A 22,027-nucleotide genomic window follows, 5' to 3' on the forward strand; every position below is an offset into this window, starting at 1 on the left:
AACCCTTGTTCCCTCGCTTCGCTCGGTGGCCCCTGAACTCAAACGTTGTCATATGCGGACAAAATTGCTCTGAAAAAACAAGATTGGGTTCGTGGATTTGTTTTTTTAATGCCGCAATGAACGTTCACCTGGTATAGGTATAGGCACAATATGTTGTTTCAGATTATTTAGTTACAATTCGATTGGGAGGGGATATGGATGTCTTAAGTATACTCATGCTTCCGCTGGCCGTTATCGGCGGGTGGTCTTCATATATAACCATAAAAGAGAAATGCTGGCCCAGACCCGTCATCTCTTGGAAACAGGCATGTGACGGAGTCAGGAACTTGGAACAACAGCTCATTCGCGATCAATTTATCCCGGATTTGATTGTCGGCATAGGTAGAGGCGGAGCCATCACTGGCGCGCTACTTTCCGGTTGCCTCGGGGACATACACAGTCGCTTGAAAAAGGGCGACACAAGCCAGGAAGAGAAGCAGGGAAGCAATATTCCTCTGCTTGTCATTGATAGAAAATACATTTGGGACAATCAGAAATATAGCCGATCAGACGGCATGCTCGACAATATCGACATCAGCGACGCGCCTAACAACATTCTTCTAGTTGCGGGAGAACTCCATTCCGGGGGAACGGCAAAATTCTACACTAACTATTTCGAGTCACTGGGAGCGATAGATGTCAGGATGCTTTCTCTGGTAACAGAACCATACCCCAAGGACTGTAAGGCCCATTACCATCATCTGGTCATTAATAACCGGGAACTGAAGCTGCCTTGGCACCTCACGGAAAACTATAAACACGACTCCATGAAACCATGCTGACAACCATCGACATCAATAACATACAGGCCGTTATATTCGATTTTGACGGGGTTATAGTCGATACTGAACGAGGACGGTACTTAGCTCTTGAGATAATTCTCAAGAAACGAGGTTTCCAACCTTTGGGTCTTGATATCAATTCATTTTTCGGGATTCCGACTGATGTCTTCTTGAGGAAGCAAATGCCAAGTCTGACGGATTCAGATATTGCCGAGATCGTGAGGGAAAGACGAGCCATGCTCCTCTCAAACGTGACTCGCTACTGCTCATTGTGCGCAGGATCCCAAGCCTTTATCGAGAACCTGCAGGCACTGGGCATCTTAACGATCCTGGCAACCACAAACAGCCACGATGTTTTGGAGATACTCATCGAAAAGCTCGGCATAGCCCAGTGGTTTGACAGTGTCTACTCCAGAGAATTCGTGATGCCGCATTCCGGAATGCTAAAAAATTATCCCCGCGTCGTAAAAGCGGAGCACCTTTCGCCGGACAGATGCATTGTGATCGAGGACTCTTGTTTCGGCATCGAATCCGCCCTGCAGGCAGGGCTTTTTTGCGTTGGCATACATAACAAGTGTGACAACACCACGCCAAACTTAAAGGTCGCAGACTACACCGAGCTTGGATCAGCCCTCAACATGACAGCGCCCTAAGAGACAGAGTGCAGTCTTTTCGTATCATTTTCATGTAGGTAGCCAGACAGTATCTGTGTTACCGGAAAATCTCATTGTAGAAGATGCCCATTAACCCATACAGGAAAAAATATGGAAGTGGAGTCACCTTGACTTTTGCACTATAAATCTAAAACAAGTCAAACGCTGCGGATAAGCCGCAGATTTAGGTTATGACGGGCGGCGTTATACATAAAATCTAAGGAGAAGTTTGCGTAATGGAAATGAACTGGAAATCTTTATTGTCACCGAGTAGATTCTCAAATGAGGAAGAAGGCCAAGAACAATCCGGGCGAAGTACATTCCATAAAGATTGTGATCGAATTATATTCTCAAGTTCATTCAGAAGACTTGGTAAAAAAACTCAAGTTCACCCCCTGGCATCAAATGACCATATTCATACTCGACTTACACATAGTATTGAAGTTGCAAGTGTAGGCAGAAGTCTCGGAATCACAATTGGTGAACGAATTCAAGACGATTTACCAGAAGGCATATCAGCTTCTAATCTTGGGCAAATAGTTCAAGCTGCATGCTTGGCTCATGATATTGGAAACCCTCCTTTTGGACATGCAGGGGAAGAAGCTATCAAATCGTGGTTTTCCCAATCAAAAATTAGCCACTTGCTGGAGGGACTGAATGAAAGTCAAAAAAATGATTTGAAGTATTTTGAAGGTAATGCTCAAGGATTTAGAGTTATAACACAACTGGAGTGTTATCCTTTTGATGGAGGTATGAGATTAACTTATGCTTCAATAGCTTCTATGTTGAAATACCCTTGGACTTCACGAGAGATATCCCGAATAAAAAAGTTTAGTTCATTCGGGACAGAAGAGAAAATTTTAGAAAAAGTTGCTGATCAAGTTGGTTTAATAAAAGAGGACGAGTTTAAATATTGTCGTCATCCTCTTGCATTCTTATCTGAAGCTGCTGACGACATATGTTATCGAATTCTCGATTTGGAAGATGCTCATGAAATGGGAAGTCTTTCATTCGATGAAATTTTATCAATACTTAAGCCCTTATTCGGCAATGATAAAAAATTGAATACCATTGTTGATTCAGATGCAATATCAAATAGAAGGAAAATGTCCTATTTACGCGGCCGTTCTATTGGTTGTGCAATCGATCATGTCTCTGAAGCTTTTATGGAAAATCTTCCACAAATTATGCTTGGTAAATACAAAGATGAATTAATATCAAGTTGTCCTAATAGTATAAGAGTTCCACTGGATAATGCCAAAAAAATAGCACGAGAAAAAATATTTAAACATCCACGAAAGATTGAACTTGAAATTGGTTCTTTTACAACTGTTGGTATTTTACTCGAAGCATTTTGTACAGCTGTAAGAGAACAAATTTATGGTCACACACTGTCTTTTAGAGGAGAGCGCATTTTAAGTATGATGGGTATAAATGCTCCAAAGTGCAGTGACGATCTCTATAATTCATATATGAGAGTTTTAGATTACATCTCTGGTATGACAGATAGTTATGCAACCCATATTGCCAAACAAATAGGCGGTATGGGGTTGTGAAAATTGTATAACCAAGCTAATCAGCCGACGTGAAAAGCCATGCGGCTGATTAGCGGGTTCTTTTTTGTTTCGAAAAAATAGTTTCCTGGAGGAACTAAATTATGATTACTTCTCTCGATAAAGCTGTTACAAAATTAGAGTTGCATTACTTTTTTAATGATCAATCGCATACCATGGATGCAATCGTTAGAAACAAATGCGAACATGAGCTTTTGAGCATCTTTAAAGATGTCGCCACCCGATTAGAGATTAATTTTGATTTAGAATCTGAAGCATTAGGTGAAGGTGGTATTAAAGAAATTTGGAATTTTATTGGTAACAATTCTCAACAGCTAACTTTAATTCTTTTAGCAGCCACTCTCATCCTATCCCGTGTCCCAGCTTCGAATGAAAAATTGGACAAACTTCGAGAAACAGAATTGAACCTGAGTATTGAAGAAAAAAATTTGAACATCGAAAGAATGAAAAGAGAAATGGAACATGGTGATTGCCCCCTGTGTCAGGATAGATGTCGCCTCAATTGAAAATCAAACCCGGGGGCATTGAGGTGATTTTATGGTATACCCGATTCAAACAAAAGAGGCTGTGATAAAAAAAGTACTGATGGGTGGTAAACCTCATCATGAAATAGCAAGCGAAGCCGGTATCGGCCGGTCCACCTTGACTTACTGGCTTAAAAACCACAAAAAAAACGGAATCGAAAATTTGACTGACAAAGAAAAACGCCCCCAGGACTGGTCTGTAGAACAACGACTGAATGCTTTGATGGAAACAGGTGCCATGCCGGAAGGGGAGCGTGTTTCCTGGTGCCGTAAAAAAGGGATCTTTTCTCATCACCTTGAACAATGGAAAAAAGACATCCTCTCCTTGTTAACCCCGAACAAGGCCTCCCTTAGAGTCAAAGGGACTGCCCGGTTAAAGAAGGAGAATGCTGCTCTGAAAAAAGAGTTGAACCGCAAGGATAAAGCACTTGCCGAGACGGCAGCCCTGCTGGTTCTTAAAAAAAAAGCAAACTTTATCTGGGGGGATCCCAGGGACGATTGATCAGTGAAGGCGACAAAAAGACGGCGTTGATGCTGACCCAGGAGGCCTGTAAGGCTGGTGCACGAAAGCATCTGGCAGCAGAACTTCTGGGGCTGCCGCTTCGAACGGTGCAACGTTGGGAAAAGCATGGCTTTAATGATCACCGCAAAGGCTCCCGGGCTGTGCCTGGGAACAAGATATCCCAAAAAGAGAGGACACAAATCATGGATGTGCTGACATCCTCAGAATTTGGGGATTTCAATCCCCACCAAATTGTTCCCAAACTTGCAGATCAGGGCATCTATCTGGGCTCAGAAGCCACTATGTACAGAATTTTGAGAGAGCAGAAAATGAACAAACACCGCCTCTCAAGCAAGGCAGGAGCCCGCAAACGACCGGAGGCTTACATTGCCACAGGCCCCAATCAGGTATGGTCCTGGGATATCACATATTTACCGGCCCGGGTAAAAGGGCGTTTTTTCTACCTTTATATGATCATGGACGTCTACAGCCGCAAAGCAGTGGGATACCAGGTCTATGATTGTGAATCTGGAGAGCTGGCAGCCGCTCTGATTACAGACACCTGCCATCAAGAAAAAGTGCAAAAGAATCAGCTGGTTCTGCATTCTGATAACGGCGGGCCAATGAAAGCCTTTACCATGCTTGCAAAACTGGAGTCCCTGGGGGTAGCTCCATCGTTCAGCAGACCCAGGATCAGCAACGACAACCCTTATTCTGAGTCGCTGTTCCGGACCATGAAATATCGGCCGGAATACCCGGAACATCCCTTTGACGACTTGAACAGTGCCCGAAAATGGGCAGAAAAATTTTCCCAATGGTACAACAATGAGCATCTTCATAGCGGTATTGGCTTTGTAACCCCAGTAGACAGACATGACCGAAAAGATATTGAAATCCTTGAAAAACGTCATCAGGTCTATCTGGAGGCAAAGGCTTCTCACCCGGAACGCTGGACCGGGACTTCAAGAAATTGGAAGCACATTGGTGAAGTGGCTTTAAACAAGAGGAACAATTCACCAGGAAAAACAACTGATGGGAAAGAAACCGCAGATATTGTCTTTGCGGACCAGAAGACTTGATTTTATCTATAAAAGAGCAACAGTTTCTCATGGCCGAGAATGGGCATCCAAAAAAAACCCGTCGGAGGTCATGAGAAGGTGTTGCGGTAAGCACGATATTTTTTCTATGTTTAGGCGACAACTTGCTTGACATCTACCGATTGTAAAAATATTGATATTGATGAACTTTCAAAAATAATTAATGATTATTTGAAAATCAGAAAGCATAAATCGAATTTTTATAGCTATTTAATGTCCTATAGCAAGGTTTCAAAAATTAGTACCAAGGGCTTATCGGAAAACAATGAAGAAATAATTTCTGAGAAAACAGTGGAAAGAAAAGATTTTTATAAATTTATTTTACAAACGGATGAATTGTCCGCCGAAATAGACGAACAAGCCGTTATAGAAATAATTTCGCCGGTACTAAAATCTGGCAATTATAAATGGAAAGGCTTATACGATAGCGAACCTATATCTTTTTACATGAAGGATAAGGACTTTAAACTCTCAATCATCAGAGATGGAGTCAAGTTTAAAAATGGTTCAAACATTGAGTGTGTATTGGAAAAATCAAGAAAAATAGACAATACGGGCGAAATTATCATTTCTGGATATTCAGTAACGACTGTTATGAAAAAGACAGACGATTCAGAATCATTTAGCACTCCACAAGGTCAAAGATATAAAAGAATTCAAAACGAAAAGAAACGCCAATACAATATGTTCGAAGAAAACGATTAAAAAAGAAATTCATGGTCACCAATACTATATTCTTGTCGGACCAAATTAAAAGATGACAATATTACATAAAGCTCAAAAAAACACTTTGAAATTTGTCTTGGGTTAATACTTTTGCCTCCTAAACAGCACTTTAAAAATTTAAATATGGTTCTTAATAATCCAAACAAACTGGGCGAGTCGGTTCTTTAGGACCGTTCTGCGGGCAAATATCATTACATTTGGTGTGTTTTTTGGGCTTCATTTAGCCAAAAATCCTAAACATTCACAACAATTAAATGAAGTAAGTACCATACAATCAAATGCGTTTGCTTGCACGGTACAAAAGTTCCGGTCAGCACCGCGATAAAAAAATAATTATGGAGATATAAATGGAATTTAATGTTTTTATCAGCTACTCAACGCAGGACCTTCAACAAGTTAAAGCACTTGAGAAACAATTATCAAATACACCAATTAATGTTTTTGTAGCAGAGCATTCAATCCTTCCAAGCGAAGAATTAACCTCTGAGATTTCAGGGGCAATTAAAGCCTGCGACTTATTCATAGTACTCTGGAGTAAAAATGCAAAAGATTCAGATTGGGTATCCCAGGAAATTGGTAAAGCAACGGCATTAAATAAAAAAATACTACCTCTCGTTCTTGATCAAGACCTATCCCTGCCAGGATTTGTCAGTGGCCTAAAATATCTATCTGTGGCAAAAGATCCAGAAAATTCACTTTGCGAAGCAACAAGAATTGCCCTTATCGAATACAATAAAAAACTAAGTGGTATTGAAAATTTAAAGGCAAAGAAACAAAAAGAGAAAGAAACACTATTAAAAATGGGACTTGGTGCCCTCTTTTTATGGGCAATATCCCAAAGTTAATAAATCTTGTTTCTAACGAATAAGGTTAGATTGTGTAAGCGGAGCGAGCCACAATCTGAACCGTTTGTTGGACAAGCCCGGTCACACCATATATAGAAAATAGCTTTTTGATCTTTTTCGAGGCAGGGTCGCCGGATCAGGCGGATGTGGGGCAGGACCGGTTCTTTTTTCGAAAAATTGATCTTTGAAATAGATTCATCAGATTATAGAGGCCGTTTGAAGCAAAAAAGGCTGTTTTTTGCGCGCAGGTATGCGTTGCCGGGAGAACCGGTTTTGTTTCACGCATAGTGATGTGCGGAGTTTGGATTAGTCAACACCTCCTTTCGGATCGTTCATGCCGGTCAGGCGAGCAGCGGCAGGATAATTTGTGTTTGGATGATTTCCATCTTTGCTCCACAAATGGGACAGGTGATTGCGGGGCGTTTTTTCTGTCTGCCAGCAAGCATGCGGAGCGGATTGAACCGCAGTACCACCTGGAGGAATTTAATGAGTTTCTTGCTGCAGGGATGAAGGAATCCATAACACCGGACTTTGTGAAAACCCTTGGGCAGGACATGGTACATGAGCAGATAAAGAAAATTTTCTCCGGTCACGGTCCGTGTTTTGTACTTTTTGGACTTTGCGGGCAGGTAGCGGAAGGTCACCATGCCGTCTTCGCATCGCAGGATGTCCTTTTCCTGAATGACTCCTCGGTAAAGATATCTTCCAAGGTAGATGATGGCCTTATCGCCGTTGCCGACGCTTTTGCAATGAGCAATCCATTTTTGGGGACAATCCCCGGGCAGTTTCAGGCCCTGATCGACCAGAGCTTCCAGCATCTTTGCCCGGAAGACCTTTGCCATGGCCCTTTCGTTGAAGAGGTATCCGGTCTTTTTTTTCCATAAACCGGTCAGAATGTTGATGCTTGCCGCGGGCATGACGACATGAATATGAGGATGATGATTGAGCTCTCGTGAATGCGTGTGGAGTATGGCGGTGAACCCGGCTGTTCCGCCAAGTTTTTTGTCGTTCCGGGTGAAGGTTTTTAAGGTTTCCTGAACACAATCAAACATCAGGGAATAGACGATTTTCTGGTACCTCCATGCCAAGGCCCGAAGTTGCTTTGGGAGGGTGAAGGTGACCAGGTAGTATTCGGCCGGGAGTTGCTTGTCCAGTTGATTTTCGATCCACTGCTGGTTTTCATGGTTCTGGCAATGGGGGCAGTTTCTGTGACCACAGGAGTGGGGAATATATTTTCTTTCGCCGCAGTCATGATCGGTGCATTGTGCCAGCATGTGCGGGCCATGCGTCTGCCGGCACTGCTCCATAGCCCAAAGGGCCTTTTGGTGACTGGGCAGGATTGAATCTTTGTATTGCTCCAGAAAGCCATGCTTGAAATTGTTGATTATTGTGGAAATCAGAATCATTTGACACCTCCCCAGGTAATATCGAAGGTGTCGGTCAAGGAGTTGACGGCCCGAAGGGCGTTGTTCCTGGTGACGGTCGTCAGGTGGGTATACCTGGAGGTGGTCAGGATGCTGACATGTCCCAGAATCTGCTGGAGTTCGACCAGATCTACGCCGGATTCCAGCATATGGGTGGCATAACTGTGGCGCAGGGAGTGGCATGAAATTTTTTTTTGATGCCGAGTTTCCTGACCACAGCCTTCATGGCGCTCTGAATGCCGCCTCTGTCCAAGGGTGTATTAACCAGATGTGCATTTTTCAGACCCCGCTTCCGGTTCGGAAAAAGGAACTCTGGGTGCCGATGGACAGACCAGAAATCCTTCAAAATCCGTAAAGTTTTCTCCGGCAGGGGGACCAACCTGTCCTTGTTCCCCTTGGCGTCACGGATGTGGACTCGCATATTGGTAGAATCGATATCGCCGGCCTTCAACCGGATCCCTTCTCCAAGACGCAAGCCTAAGGAATAGGAGGTAAAAAAGAAAACCCTATAACTCAATTGGCGCGTGGCATAGACCAGTTGTTGGAGTTGTGCAACAGAAAGAATATCCGGAATCCTGGTGGCCTTTGGCGGTTTAATTAGGGGGATGTCTTCCCAGGTCTTGCTCAGCACTCTGGTGTAAAAGAACTTCAGACCATAAAGGTCGAGCTTGACAGCACTCCAGGAACGACATGCGAGCAGGTCGGTGAAATAATCAAGGAGTTGGTCTGTGGTCAGGTTCTCGACCCGGCAGTCGAAATAGTTGCCGATCCGCCTGATCGCCCGTGAGTAGGCCTCGATGGTCTTGGGTTGCAGGCCTGCCAGTTTTAAGTACTGGAGATGCTTGCGGTAATACTCTTTGAATTGTGGATCATTGGGCATGCTGGTGTTCATTGTAAACCTCCTTTTTTGAAGTAACTGGTCAATGGCGGATGCGTTGGCATCGCCTTTCCCGGTATATTACTATAAGAAGGTAAAGTTACAATATGTTGATTTTTAAAAGAGGTGGGGCTTGCTGTCTCCGCGTAGCGGCTTCGTCCAACAACAGATTTAAGCAGCATCTATCAAAAAATAAATTAGAAAGTTTATGAAATATAGATCCATAAGCATTTCTGAAAACTAAAATTTCATACAACTTTAAAAGGATAAATTATGGGATATCAATTATGGCTGTCATCTGTTACCGGCTATAGACGGAAAGGGACAAGGTTCTCGTCGCTGCAAAAGATATTTATGGATAACGTGACAGTAAAAGATGTCTATGAGCCATTGCTTTGTTGTAAAGAGAATGATGATGCAATCCAGGCACAAGAAGCTTTGAAGCAGAGGGAGTTCAATATTGCTGGCGTTATTAATGAGCTTGGAGAAGTAGTTGGTTATGTTGAAACTGATACTTTGGTCGATAATGCTGTTTCTACTCATACAAAAAAAATTACAATTGATCAGGTAATTTCAGATTCGACACCTTTAGCCCAATTGTTGAAGATTTTTAGAGAGAGAGATTTTGCATATGTAAATCATGGTTCCAAAATAGTAGGTATAATTACGAAGGCGGATATCAATAAACCACCAGTCCGTGTTTATCTTTTTGGTACTCTGTCTCTTTTTGAAATGCATGTGAATACTTGGATTAAATATTTCCATCCTAAAAATAGTTGGTTTATAGAAATAAAAACCTCTCGAATTGATCAAGCGAAAGAAGTTTATGAAAAGAGAAAAGGTAAGAACCAAGATTTAACACTGTTGGATTGCATTCAATTGGCTGATAAAAGAGAAATACTCTCAAAATCTCCTGATTTTCTAAAGCAATTTGATTTTGAAAAAAAAAGTTTCATCGAGTTGCTCAAAAGTGCTGAAAAAATCAGGAATGAGCTTGCACATAGTCAAGATTCTATCATTTCTAACTTAGAATGGACTGCTTTTGTAGATGTATTAGATCATGTTGAATGTTTTTTGTTGGGCTCAGATAATGCTGTGGAAAAAATAGCTGAAGATGGATCAAAGGATTTCGAAGAATATTTAACACTACCAGCATGATTCTACCTTAAAAAACTGTAAGCGGTGTTAAACCGAATAGTTGAGAAAGCTTTCAACAACTCAAATCCACCGGGCGAGCCGGTGATTTAGGGGTTGTACGTAGGCAAGATAGTGAAATCCATATTATAATTCAAGGAATCTATTTTGGAACCATTTGCAACAAACTATGCTAAAGCTATTGACGATCTTTCGGGCAAAATATTTATACCAGCTCTAATTTGTTCTCTCTGGGTTGAGGTTGGCCCAAGCGTTCAAAAAATTTGGAATCTCAATTTATTCTGGACTTATTGTATTATTGTTTTGGTTGGTTCCATCTTGGCAATGAGCTTTATGTATCTTGTTTATTTAATTGCTATTTACATTTTCCAAGATTTCAATTTCATACCTTATTTAGGTGTATTTCTAATGCCTTTGGGGTTTGCCGGACTTTTTCCTGAACAATTCAATGATATCAATATTCTTTATAGTAAAGTTACAGGAATGGCTATACTTGCTTGGTCATTCATGCTTGTTAAAGAAAAAAAGTTTTTTCAAAAATTTGATTTATAACCATTCATTGCAGCGGTCCACAAGGGGCGCGTTCCTTACCCCTTGTTTTCTCCCTGCAGTCGGTGGTCCCTGAACTCAAACGTTAACATTCAAAGGAACTCTATGTACAAATTAAAAGTTGAGAAGGCTCCAAATTCAGATATATCAAAAGAAAGATATGAATCAGATATTCAAGACATAGCAAATGTTATCCCAGATAAATTGTCCGATGTAGATGACGATGCTGTGTTTATAGATGGCAACATCTTGTGTTTTGAATCTTCATTGGGAGAACATGAAATCAAAGAGTTGTTAAAAGATGCTTTTTCATATCACGTTGATAATTTAAGACTTTCGAGTTTAATTAAATGCTAACAATGCCCTTCCACAAAAAATGATTGAAAATATTTTATTTGATCTGGATGGTACCCTGACGGATCCCAAGATCGGCATCACCCGATGTATCCAATTTTCCTTGGAATATTTTGATGTCCAGGTGCCCGAGGCAGATGATCTCACCTGGTGTATCGGCCCTCCTCTCCGGGAATCTTTTTCCCACCTCTTGAATACAGCCGACGGCGACATGCTTGATCTGGCGCTCGCCAATTATCGAAAACGATTTTCTGAGACTGGGATGTTCGAAAATATTGTTTTTCCAGAAATCCCTAAATCCCTTGAACAAATCAAAGATTCCGGATTCCGGATATTTCTGGCCACTTCAAAACCCAGAGTTTTTGCAAAAAAGATACTGGATCATTTCGGACTTATCCAGTTCTTCGATACGGTATACGGTGCTGAATTAAACGGCAGCCTTGTGGATAAGGGTGAATTGATCGCCCACATTATTAAATCTGAGGGACTTGACCCCGAAAGATCCCTCATGGTGGGCGACCGGGTCTATGACATCGCCGGCGGAAAAAAAAACGGGGTTATGACTGCAGCTGTGAGCTACGGGTACGGTAGCCGGGATGAAATTGCATCATCAGATCCGGACCTGATCTTTGACAGGTTTTCGGACTTGCCAGCTTTTCTTAAAATCACATAAAGGCTGAACTGAACCTTCCCCCAAAAAACAGGAGGCCAGTTAAATAAGCTTTTTAAGAATTTCCAACCATTCGCTTGCACCAGACAAGCTTGTGAACTTAACATTCTATGAATAAAATAATTAAAAAGAAAAAAAATAGTAGTAGCTTATGCCGCCATCAACCAAGACTATAGGTGTTAAAATGATAAAAGATATAGTTGGATCTCTTACAGATGCCATTCGGGAACGTACAAAAAGTCCGATCGTTGGCTCTATTTTGTGCTCATGGGCTATTATTAATCATGAAATAATCATTAAGGCTGTTTCAAAAGAGGTGTCTCATGCCAAGTTTTTAGATTATATCGATAAAGCCCCAATGAAAGATTTGATCTGGTATCCTCTTTTGGCTGGTTTTCTTTTTGTTACATTAACTCCGTTTATTGATAATGGTGTGCAGTGGATTAGACGGAAAGCTGAACTAAGGGGGAAAAAAAATAAGATTAATTTTGATAAAGATGTTGCTGCGCTTCGTTTAGATCTTATTAAACAAGAAGCAATCAATGAAAAAGAAAAAAATCAAATAGAAAAAACCAAAGAGGATCTAAAAGCTCAACAAAATGATATCGATAATCAAAAAGAAAACTTAGAAAAAGAAAGAGGCCTTTTAAGGAATCGTGACAATGAGATTACTGATAAAGAGGCTGTTAATGATGGAAGATTTAAAAGGGAGCAAGCACGCCTTGATGAACTTAGAGATCGGGTGAATAAAACACAAGAGAAATTGGATAAAGACATAGAAGAATTCAATAGAAAGCAATCTGAAAGGAGATCTGCTTTGCAAACAGAGATAGATGCTTTTGAGAATGATAAATCAGAATTTAATAAAGAGATTAGGAAGTCTAAAGTCAAGTTAGATGAAGAGCATACCTCTCGAATGACTGAATTGGAAGACAATTTTAAGAACAGAGCAGAAGATTTGGAGTCAGATTACTCAAAAAGGAATGAAGAATTAAGAAGCAAAATAAACTCACTTGATACAGAACACAATAAAAAAATGAACGAGCTTGAAGCTATTCATAAAAAACGGCAAAGAGATTTAGAAAAAGAGAAAGAAGAAGAATTACTAAACCGTGAGAAAGAATTAAAAATTAACTTCAAGGAAAAGGAAGAAGAATTATTAAAAGAATTTCGTCTAAAAAATGATAAAAGAATACAAGGTGTTGTTGATTTTAAACAGATTAAAATTGCGATTCAAAATCATAAAAAATGGAAAGCTTCAAATGGTAAAAATGGTGAAAAAGCTGTATTTATAGAGGCAAATTTGACAGGCGGAGAGTTTGATAATAAAAATTTGAGTGAAGTCTTTTTCCAAAATTGTGATTTATCTAAGGTGTCAATACAAAAGGTAAATTTTAGCAAAGCGAATCTAGTTGGTTCAACATTTCAAAATGCAAAAATGCAAGGTGTAATATTTAACAAGTCAATTCTACTTAATACAAAATTTCAAGGAGCTAATTTGGTTGAAGCAAATTTTCAAAATGCCAATTTAGGCTATGCCAATTTTAGTTGCGCAGAATTGTCAAAAGCAGATTTTAAACAATCTGATTTACGAGAAGCTGATTTCACAGACTCTAATCTAAGTGGAGCCGATTTTTGGGGTGCAACGATGATAGGTACAAATTTATCGGGAGCAAACCTCAAGCAAGCCAATATTACAAAGGCAAATCTAAAGAAAATTATAACAGATGAAAAAACAATTTTTCCTGATGGATCCACTAACCTAAAAAATCCATCAAATAAAGCTATGGATGTCATTCCTAAAAAATCGGAAAATCTTTTTAATGAGAATCTATCTATAGATATTAAAAATTTAGTCGGTGAAAAATACATTGAGCCATTTTCTTTTGATGTAATGGGAAAATATGGATCTCCTGAAACTTTAGATGGAACAAATAATTTTAAATGGATAGCATACTTCCCAAAAGGACATTTCACAATTATTTCAAATAAAAAATCCAACACTATTATAGAGGTTTTACACGGAAGAAAATCGGGAAAGGATCTTTAATTCCAACACCCCAAATGAAGGCGGATAAACCGCTTATTTGGGGGTTATGAAGGACAAGGCAAGCAAAGTTTAAGCAGCAGTAGATGTGAATTTACCACCCCACTCCCCGGGCCGTTGAACAAACCAATTCACATGGACAAGCCAGTGATCTAAACATTATACCCAAGGGAAAATGATCAATGAAAGAACTCAGTCGATTTATTAAAATTAAATAGCATGGGCAAATATCACAACGATCAACCGGTAACCGGTAGTGATACGAATCCTGACAGGCTAAATCGTGAAAAGTTTGCATCTAATCTATCAAATATTCTAACCATAGATCCCAGCGATGACTGCCTGACTGTTTCTCTTGAGGGAGAGTGGGGATATGGAAAGACATCTGTTGTTAACTTAGTTAAAAAGTCCACAAAATCACAGCAACCCAAACCTATAATTATTGAATATAATCCTTGGTTAGCAGGTAAAGCAGAAGCACTAATTCAAGATTTTCTTGTTCAATTTTCATCTCAGTTAAATATACCAGATCGGCCAAAGGAAGGCCTTAAGGCGGCCAAAGAATTATTAGCATATTCAAAGCTTTTTAATGCTATGAAATTTATCCCTGGTGTGGAGCCTTGGGCATCAACAGTGCAGGGTGTATTTAAAGTTGTAGGAAGTGCTACTCAAAAAATTAGCAAGTTAAAAGAACTTGATTTAATTGGGCGTAAAAACAAAATTAAACAAGTGCTGACCTCTTTGAACCAGTCAATCATAGTCATTATTGATGATATAGACAGACTTACTCCTGATGAAGCATATCAGATTGTTCGATTAGTCAAAGCCGTTGCAGATTTCCCAGGAACATCGTTCTTACTTTGTTTTGATCCAGAGTACTTAGCAGGAGCTCTTGAAAAATATGGAATTAAAAAATCAGATCAATATGTAGATAAAGTTGTACAATTAAGAGTTCCTTTACCTTTAATTACATACAGAGACATGCAGTGTCTTGCAGACATCGAGTTGACCAATCTGTCAGATAAATCATTAACTGGTCATTTTGAGCGGGACCAAGAAAGATTAGGCCTACTATATCATCAGTTCATAAAATATTTGATTAGAACACCAAGGGAATTAAAACGGATTTTTAACAATTTAAGGTTTGTTCTTGTGCAAACAGAGGGAATGGTTAGTTTTACCGATCTTTTCTGTCTATCAGTTATTTCTATTAAAGCACAGCATATTTATCAATCCTTAAAAGACACTCCCGAAATGTATGTGGGTAGGTCTTTTGATGAAAGTTATTCTTTTGACAAGGCTGAAGATGTTGTGAAAAAGAATAAGGAAAACGTAGAAAAATTATTTAAACAATGCACAGTTCGAGATAAAAACTATATAGAGGGGTTGGCCAAAGAGCTTTTTCCTTTATTGGAGGGTAGCGGTTATTCTTCATATAGCAAAGATTATGATCGGGCAGGGAGAGTTGCGTCAGAAAAAAGGTTATATATTGCGCTCCATTATCAAGTCCCAACAGGTTTCGCCGCGGATACGGACATAAGAAATTATATAAACGGAGATATTGACCGCGAAGACTATTTACACAGAGCTATCCAAGATAATTTTGTTGAAAGATTTTTCGATCTCATTACGCAACATGTCGACAATGTAGAAGACTCTCAAATTTCCGGTATATTAAATTCTTTATACAATGTTTTTCTTCATTCTGAGTATATAGCATCTTTTGAAAACTCAGTGCATGGAGTGTTCGGCTTTGAGCCATTCAGGAATATTGTTTGGATTACAGATAAATTAATTGAAAAGGCTGATAACAAGTTCCAACTTTTAGAACAATTAATTCATATTTCAAAAAATTTGCCTATAACTGCTGATATATTAAGACTCTTAATGATTCAATATGGCGAACTCAAATCAGATAGTCCAAGGTTAAAGGAAAAGAAATGGGTCGAGCCAGAGAATTATATTCAAATAAAAGAAAAGTGGTCTGAGGTTGCAATAAAGGAGTTATTGGAAGGACGCCTTTTGGAGTCAATACATGCCAGCCATGTTTTTTTTATGCTCTACAGAGTATCCGAAGAAAAGACCAAAGAACTTTTTTCTACTTGGCTTAACCAAGATGACGGTGTCGAGAAAATTGCCAAACTTATTGGTAGATGTGGCTCTGATTCAACAAACGGTCCTTATTCACAAATAAAGGAATCCATGATGTCAAATCTATTAGATTTTCAAAAATTGAAAGAGCGTGTTGATTCAGAATTATCCTCTGGGAAAGAATTATCAAACTATCTTAGGGCTATATATATGAGCATATCAACTGGAGGAAAATATTATTTGAATGATGCTAAAAAGGGAGAAGAATTTTAGCTCGACTCAAGAATTTCAAATCAATTGTATAACAAGGCTTTTGCAGTCGCGCTGCTTTTCAGCCGCGCGGCTGCAAAGCAGCGTTCATGTAAGGATAAATGTTAAATGTTTGATGAATATCTTGAATCCACAGATTTTTTAAAACATAAATTCTATCAATTGAATAGAAGACAAATTATTTTTTCAATTGATGGAAAAATAAAATCGAAAGAAGGAACAAGCCAAAAGAAAAGAAATACTATTAAAAAACGTATCAATAAGCACTTCATAAAAATAAGAAGAAAGGCTTTCACGAGTGAAGTACATGTTAGGATTTCATATTATTATAATGATAGTAATCCTCCAACTGCTGTAAATGCGACGAAAAATATGTTGGATTTGATGCATGTAAACCCCCATCAAAGTAATATTGGTGAAAATATAGAAGTCATAAGGACACGCCTACCATATTATGATGATTCTCAGATTTCATTTCTATCAGTTCGTCAACATATAGATACAAATTCAGCGTGCGCCTACGTATATATTGATAACTTCAAAAACACGCTCCAATACGCAAATATTTTAAGTAAACTTGAGAACATAAAAATAATAGACAATGATGATGATCAGGATGATAATATTGATTTTATGGGTAAAATAGCCTATCCAATTGGTTCTCTTGGGTATAATACGGTGGTCCCCAAAAAACGAACAATGTGCTAAGCTCTAAATCAACCAACTGAAAGGAGTTGACAATGAGCAGAAAAAGGAAACAGTACAGTTCGGAATTCAAAGCCAAAGTAGCCCTTGCAGCCTTAAAAGATGAAGAAACAGTTGCTCAATTAGCTGCACGCTATGAGGTTCATCCCACAATGATCCACACTTGGAAACGGAATCTGCTTGAAGGTGCTGCAAATATTTTTGATAAAGGTAATAAAAGAGATAAGCAGTCAGAAGCTAAAGTAGATGAACTATATCGACATATTGGCAAATTAAAGGTGGAACGCGATTTTTTGTCGAAAAAGCTCAGTCTTTAAGCCGTAAGCAAAGAAAAAATATGATTGAATTCAAAAACCCCAATTTCAGTATCGTTCAGCAATGTAAATTGCTTAAAATCAGCCGTACTTCGGTTTATTATAAACCCCAAGGGGAAAAACTGGAGAATCTCAAATTAATGAGACTCATGGATGAACAATACCTGAAAACACCGTGTTATGGAAGTCGATCAATGGTAACTTTTCTTAATAGACTGGGCTATGACAACAACAGAAAACGAATTCAGCGACTAATGAGACTGATGGGGTTGGTAGCCATATACCCAAAACCGAAAACCAGCAAATCCCATCCAGCACACAAGATATATCCGTATTTACTTCGCAACCTATATATTGATCATCCAAATCAAGTATGGGCAACAGACATAACCTATCTCCCAGTTGAGAAGGGATTTATGTATCTGGTGGCCATAATGGATTGGCACAGCCGGAAAGTTCTTTCCTGGAGAGTATCGAATACAATGGAAAGTGACTTTTGCGTCGAAGCCCTGAAAGAAGCGATTCACAATTTTGGCTGCCCTGAAATTTTTAACACAGATCAAGGGAGTCAATTTACCAGTGATGCATTTACAGGTGTCCTTAAAAAGAATGAAATACAGATCAGTATGGACGGTCGTGGACGTTTCCAAGATAATATTTTTATAGAACGGTTATGGTGGACCTTGAAATATCATTATTTTTACTTGAGGACTTTTGAGAACGGGTCTAAACTTCGTAGTGGGCTGAAGGAATGGTTCCAGTATTATAATGAAGAACGGTTTCACCAATCTATGGAAAACTGGACACCGGATGAAATATATTTTATGAAACAGAAGTTAAAGAAAGTAGCATGAAAATCCTTCGGCTTCTGGCTTACTTTTTCACGCCCTCCGGGCTCATAAAAAGTAAGGCCAGACTTGGCGGAGTTTTTTTAATTTTTAATTTTTTTTAAAAAAATTAGAGCTTATAGTAGCATTAAACCTGTTCGGGCTTTGGGGTCCATCGTATAAAATTGAAATGTTTTATAGGCAAAAATCAATTTTAAAAATAAACCAAGTGGAACCATTTTACCTTGATCTGCTATACAATCACAATAAATACAAGGGTCATGATAACGGCTTTTTAGAAATACTGCTTAGCGTCTTGAAATATCCAATTCGCATAGTTGTCACGATTCCAAAAAATACAGCTGAAATTGTTGAGCAGAAAAATCTATTCAAGAAAAAACTTGCCAAGTTTAAAGAGCAGAGTCCTTTCTTCAAATACCTCTATGGCCCAATAACATTAACTGTTTTTTATCGACCGCAAAAAGTTTATGGCATCAAGGATATTGATAATTATTTGCGAGAAATAGTATCCCCTTGCTTTGAGGCAGAATTCAAACCTCCTTCAAAAATGTTTGCTCCATCAAAGGAAGAAATGGCAGCCAAAAAGTCTCCAGATTATCGTGCGAAATTGAACGGTCATATTATGGGCTATGATATTTTAAAGATACCAACTGAAGGCAATCAAAGTAAGAATGAAGAAACTTGCATTATCGGTTTTCATATGGAGAGCCATTCGGATGTTATTGAATCAATAAAGGAAAAAGTAGAAGAGATATTTGACAATGTATAACAAAAGAAAAAAAGGGGAAAAGTGATCAAGTCTACTTTTGACCCTTGATGAGAAATTCAACAATCCAAATGAAGCGGATAAAAACCGCTTATTTGGGGTGTTATGAGCTGGAAAAAATAGGAGAAATTTATGGGTGAACCAATATTTATGATGAACGTGCTGTGGTTCAAGAAAGATGGCGGGTTGCAAAAATATATGGAATATGGAGCAGCTGTGGCTCCGTTGTTAGAAGTTGCGGGAGCTGAAGTGCGAGACAATTACTCACCCGAGGAAAGTCTCATTGGAGATTGGGATCCAGATGTGTTTTTTGTAGTTCGATACCCCAGCAAAACCGCATTTGAATCAATGATCGGAAGCCCAGAGTATGCAGAAGTAATGCATCTTCGGGAAGAGGCGCTGGAAAATAGTCTCTTAATCAGATGCAAACCTTTTGATTGGGTTTAATTTTCATAACAAATTAGTGCACTGGAAAAACTATAGCTTTGCTCTATTTTTCCAGTGACCAAAGCGTTAAACAGCATGCAAAATTGACTCTTTTCCAGAATTTCGAACTCAATGCCTGTTTCTTCTCTTCCACAAAACCGTTGCCAAAACCGCCTGGTTAGTTTATTTTGCCCAGGCCTCGGCATAGGACAGATGCTGGGATTAATATCAGATGAAAGGCTAGGCCCAAATGAAAATAGAGACTTTAAACCAGGTTAGAAGAAAAATAGAACTCACCATCCCGGCCCGGGAGGTGGATGCTGTCATTGATAAAGTGGTAGAGCGGTATCAGAGCCAAACCAGCCGAAAAGGATTTCGCAAAGGCAAGGTTCTTTTAAAGAGCATTGAATCCAGATTCCGGAATGAGATCATGGCCCAGGCTGGGGAACTGCTTTACAACCAGCACGCAGGAGCGGTCCTGAAAAAGGCGAAACTCTCACCGCTAAACCGCTTTCAGGTTTCTGCAGCCGGACCGATTGAGCGTGGGAAGGACCTTACCTTCTCCTTTGTGGTGGAAGTCCTGCCTGAATTAGATCTGCCCGAGTACAAAGGCATGAAAATTAGACAGAAAACACCAACAATCACTGACGCAAAGGTGGACGAACTTGTAGCGGCATACCAGGAAGAATTTTCAACTCTGGAACCAATAACAGAGCCACGTGGACCTGAAAAAGGTGAAGTCGCTGAAATCGTCTTCATGGCAGATGGGGATTTTGCTTCCCTGTTCACCTCTGGAGATACCCCTTTTCAGATGACCATGGGAAGGGACTTTTTTGATTCCTTTGAAACCCTGATTTATACCCTAAAACCTGGTGAAAACCGTACAGAAACACTGGATTTCCCGGAAGATTTCCATATCCTTGAAATGGCAGGGCAAAGCGTTGCTGTGCAGGTCACCCTTAAAGTAATTTACCAGAAAAAGCTCCCCCAGGTGGATGAAGCCTTTGCCATGAAAGTGGCCAATGTCTCTTCTATTGAGCAAATGCACGAAAACATTAAGCAGAGACAGCTGGCCAGGCTGGAGCGGGAGTATAACCAGGAAGCCAAACAGAGACTGGTGAAAAACCTTCTTGAGAAAATAGACGTGCCCCTGGCCCCAAGTCTTGTGCGCCACCATATAAATAAGGCCGTGGCATCTCACTTCAAACCCTTGAAAGCCGCTGGTGTCCCCTGGGAGGAGGCAAAAAAACAATTACCGGCCCTGGAGAAAAAACAAAAGCCTTTTGCTGAAAAGGCCGCTAAAGTCCAGCTGCTGATGATGTGCATTGCAATGAAGGAAAAAATCACCCTCTCTGAAGAGATAGTTGGAAAACGGATCTACGAACTAGCTGCCCGGGACAAAAAAGATGTAAAAGACTTTATCATCCAGGCACAAAAATCAGGACGGTTTTCACAGATTAAAAAAGATCTGATGGTAGAGCAGGTTATCGACTTTCTCTACCATCATGCCTGTATTACCCCTGCCGCTTAATTCGGCACAGTAATGGCCCCCTTCCCAGCTCCAGCAGATCAATCCGGGAGGGCTTGAATCCCGGGCCTTTCTCAAGCGTTGGAAACGGGATCGGACCAAGCAAACTCTTGCAACACACTGTTGATAAAAAGAAAAATTTACAAAACTCTCAAAAACAACTTTAGCGGCTCATTTTGACCCTAAAAACAGCACTTTAAGAATCAAAGTTGATTTCAAACAAGCCAAATGAACCGGGCAGTGCCGGTTATTTGGAAATGTTCAATGCGCCTGCGGCGCATTGAATGCCGAGTTGAGTTAATTTTCTCGCCCGCCGCAGGCACATAGAACAACGAGTTTGAGCGGACATCCTTATCAGTCGCAGCTCAACTCGGCATTGAATGACTAAAAAAACCTAAATGAAAATATTGTTATTACAATTTGCAGAGTCTGAAAGTAATATTCAAACTCAAAATGAACAGGTTGTTTACCAAATATAAAGCACGGTCAAAAAATGAATGATATGTTTAAAATAAGAAAAGCTGAACCAGATGAATATCCTGAAATTGAAAAAATTTTTGAAGCTCAGGGATTAGAGAACAATAAAAATGGAGTTGAGATTTTCAAGGGATATTCGGTCGAAACACTTAACAAGCTAATCGGCGGAGCAGAAGTCATATTTCAAGATGGTGAATATACTTTTTCTGTTGCGGTGGATGACGATTATAAAGGCCAGGGAATTGGAAAGTCTTTATTTCAACTGATTAAAAAAGAAATACGGGGCTTAGGGGGCAAAAGGATAATGATTCAAGCAAAAGTCCCTGCTTATTGGTCAAAATTTGGGTTTGCGGAAGTTATTGATCTTGATGATGTGCCAAAAACATTCCGGTGCGATGGCTGCTCAAAATATGGAAAAGATTGTTTTCCTAAAATAATGATTTTGGATTTATAATATAAATCGGGGCCGACTTGATTTTTGTATTATAAACTTTCAACAACGAAAATTCTGACGGGTAAACCGAAACTTTCCAGTAATAAAGGGACTCAACAGTTCCTACGTCCTTGGTGTCGGCTATGATCGTGCAAGGCGCTTGCATGATGGGGCAGGACTCTCCACTAAAAAATGCCGAACCGGAGAACAGCCGCCTGCAAAAACAATCTGAGCCGTACGATTTTATTGACGCACTGCACCCTTTTGGATATATCTACGGCACGGACAAAAGGTATCGATCCGCTGTTTGCTGTCATGGCTGTCAATATCGCTATTACCGCAGATAACCAG

At 39.7% G+C, this 22,027-nt stretch carries 21 protein-coding genes and 1 pseudogene; 20 read left to right on the forward strand and 2 right to left on the reverse strand.

Features of this window, described 5'->3' with window-relative positions; genetic code table 11:
* Positions 1-194: 194 nt before the first annotated feature.
* The 8 genes from ACZ45G_RS06635 to ACZ45G_RS06670 all read left to right on the forward strand — a co-directional run bounded on the left by ACZ45G_RS06635 (position 195) and on the right by ACZ45G_RS06670 (position 6,742).
* On the forward strand, positions 195-821 hold the full coding sequence (locus ACZ45G_RS06635) for a hypothetical protein (protein ID WP_464176262.1): 627 nt from the start codon (positions 195-197) through the stop codon (positions 819-821).
* The gene (locus ACZ45G_RS06640) at positions 815-1,474 is read left to right on the forward strand and encodes an HAD family hydrolase (RefSeq protein WP_464176264.1); all 660 of its coding nucleotides are present in this window, start codon (positions 815-817) and stop codon (positions 1,472-1,474) included. Before ACZ45G_RS06635 ends, ACZ45G_RS06640 begins: the two co-directional genes overlap by 7 nt.
* 236 nt (positions 1,475-1,710) lie before the next feature.
* Positions 1,711-3,030, forward strand: a complete 1,320-nt coding sequence (locus ACZ45G_RS06645) for a deoxyguanosinetriphosphate triphosphohydrolase (RefSeq protein ID WP_464176266.1) — start codon at positions 1,711-1,713, stop codon at positions 3,028-3,030.
* Between the two features lie 101 nt (positions 3,031-3,131).
* Positions 3,132-3,554, forward strand: coding sequence for a hypothetical protein (locus ACZ45G_RS06650; protein WP_464176268.1), 423 nt, complete (start codon positions 3,132-3,134; stop codon positions 3,552-3,554).
* Positions 3,555-3,585: 31 nt separating this feature from the next.
* Positions 3,586-4,074, forward strand: a complete 489-nt coding sequence (locus ACZ45G_RS06655; protein WP_464174963.1) for a transposase — start codon at positions 3,586-3,588, stop codon at positions 4,072-4,074.
* Positions 4,071-5,153: an IS3 family transposase gene (locus ACZ45G_RS06660; protein WP_464174964.1), complete on the forward strand. Its 1,083-nt coding sequence runs from the start codon at positions 4,071-4,073 to the stop codon at positions 5,151-5,153. Before ACZ45G_RS06655 ends, ACZ45G_RS06660 begins: the two co-directional genes overlap by 4 nt.
* 126 nt (positions 5,154-5,279) lie before the next feature.
* The gene (locus tag ACZ45G_RS06665) at positions 5,280-5,876 is read left to right on the forward strand and encodes a hypothetical protein (protein ID WP_464176271.1); all 597 of its coding nucleotides are present in this window, start codon (positions 5,280-5,282) and stop codon (positions 5,874-5,876) included.
* 368 nt (positions 5,877-6,244) lie between these two features.
* Positions 6,245-6,742, forward strand: coding sequence for a toll/interleukin-1 receptor domain-containing protein (locus tag ACZ45G_RS06670; RefSeq protein WP_464176273.1), 498 nt, complete (start codon positions 6,245-6,247; stop codon positions 6,740-6,742).
* A gap of 341 nt (positions 6,743-7,083) precedes the next feature.
* Here ACZ45G_RS06670 and ACZ45G_RS06675 read toward each other — a convergent pair whose 3' ends face one another.
* Together ACZ45G_RS06675 and ACZ45G_RS06680 are read right to left on the reverse strand one after the other, a co-directional pair.
* Complete coding sequence (locus ACZ45G_RS06675; protein WP_464176275.1) at positions 7,084-8,148, reverse strand: IS91 family transposase; 1,065 nt, start codon at positions 8,146-8,148, stop codon at positions 7,084-7,086.
* Positions 8,145-9,058: pseudogene (locus tag ACZ45G_RS06680) on the reverse strand (tyrosine-type recombinase/integrase). Before ACZ45G_RS06680 ends, ACZ45G_RS06675 begins: the two are co-directional and overlap by 4 nt.
* A gap of 258 nt (positions 9,059-9,316) precedes the next feature.
* Here ACZ45G_RS06680 and ACZ45G_RS06685 point away from each other — a divergent pair.
* The 12 genes from ACZ45G_RS06685 (at position 9,317) to ACZ45G_RS06740 (ending at position 21,697) form a co-directional block, all read left to right on the forward strand.
* On the forward strand, positions 9,317-10,201 hold the full coding sequence (locus ACZ45G_RS06685) for a CBS domain-containing protein (protein ID WP_464176277.1): 885 nt from the start codon (positions 9,317-9,319) through the stop codon (positions 10,199-10,201).
* A gap of 144 nt (positions 10,202-10,345) precedes the next feature.
* Entirely contained in the window at positions 10,346-10,750 is a 405-nt protein-coding gene (locus ACZ45G_RS06690; protein ID WP_464176279.1) for a hypothetical protein, read from the forward strand.
* A gap of 102 nt (positions 10,751-10,852) precedes the next feature.
* On the forward strand, positions 10,853-11,104 hold the full coding sequence (locus tag ACZ45G_RS06695) for a hypothetical protein (protein WP_464176281.1): 252 nt from the start codon (positions 10,853-10,855) through the stop codon (positions 11,102-11,104).
* Positions 11,105-11,123: 19 nt separating this feature from the next.
* Positions 11,124-11,774, forward strand: coding sequence for an HAD hydrolase-like protein (locus ACZ45G_RS06700; RefSeq protein WP_464176283.1), 651 nt, complete (start codon positions 11,124-11,126; stop codon positions 11,772-11,774).
* Between the two features lie 181 nt (positions 11,775-11,955).
* Positions 11,956-13,821, forward strand: a complete 1,866-nt coding sequence (locus ACZ45G_RS06705) for a pentapeptide repeat-containing protein (RefSeq protein ID WP_464176285.1) — start codon at positions 11,956-11,958, stop codon at positions 13,819-13,821.
* A gap of 216 nt (positions 13,822-14,037) precedes the next feature.
* On the forward strand, positions 14,038-16,182 hold the full coding sequence (locus tag ACZ45G_RS06710) for a KAP family P-loop NTPase fold protein (RefSeq protein ID WP_464176287.1): 2,145 nt from the start codon (positions 14,038-14,040) through the stop codon (positions 16,180-16,182).
* Positions 16,183-16,287: 105 nt separating this feature from the next.
* A complete protein-coding gene (locus ACZ45G_RS06715; RefSeq protein ID WP_464176289.1) occupies positions 16,288-16,887 on the forward strand; it encodes a hypothetical protein in 600 nt (199 codons plus the stop codon).
* 32 nt (positions 16,888-16,919) lie between these two features.
* Positions 16,920-18,052 (forward strand): IS3 family transposase gene (locus ACZ45G_RS06720; RefSeq protein ID WP_464176291.1). Its coding sequence is split into 2 segments (ribosomal slippage): positions 16,920-17,181 and positions 17,181-18,052, totalling 1,134 coding nucleotides; the frame shifts between segments, so codons are not numbered across the junction.
* 163 nt (positions 18,053-18,215) lie between these two features.
* Complete coding sequence (locus tag ACZ45G_RS06725; RefSeq protein ID WP_464176293.1) at positions 18,216-18,815, forward strand: hypothetical protein; 600 nt, start codon at positions 18,216-18,218, stop codon at positions 18,813-18,815.
* Positions 18,816-18,944: 129 nt separating this feature from the next.
* On the forward strand, positions 18,945-19,259 hold the full coding sequence (locus ACZ45G_RS06730; RefSeq protein ID WP_464176295.1) for a DUF1330 domain-containing protein: 315 nt from the start codon (positions 18,945-18,947) through the stop codon (positions 19,257-19,259).
* 229 nt (positions 19,260-19,488) lie between these two features.
* A complete protein-coding gene (gene tig, locus ACZ45G_RS06735) occupies positions 19,489-20,769 on the forward strand; it encodes a trigger factor (protein WP_464176297.1) in 1,281 nt (426 codons plus the stop codon).
* Positions 20,770-21,259: 490 nt separating this feature from the next.
* Complete coding sequence (locus tag ACZ45G_RS06740; protein WP_464176299.1) at positions 21,260-21,697, forward strand: GNAT family N-acetyltransferase; 438 nt, start codon at positions 21,260-21,262, stop codon at positions 21,695-21,697.
* The last annotated feature ends 330 nt before the right edge of the window (positions 21,698-22,027 follow it).

It is taken from the genome of Desulfoconvexum algidum (assembly GCF_055382125.1).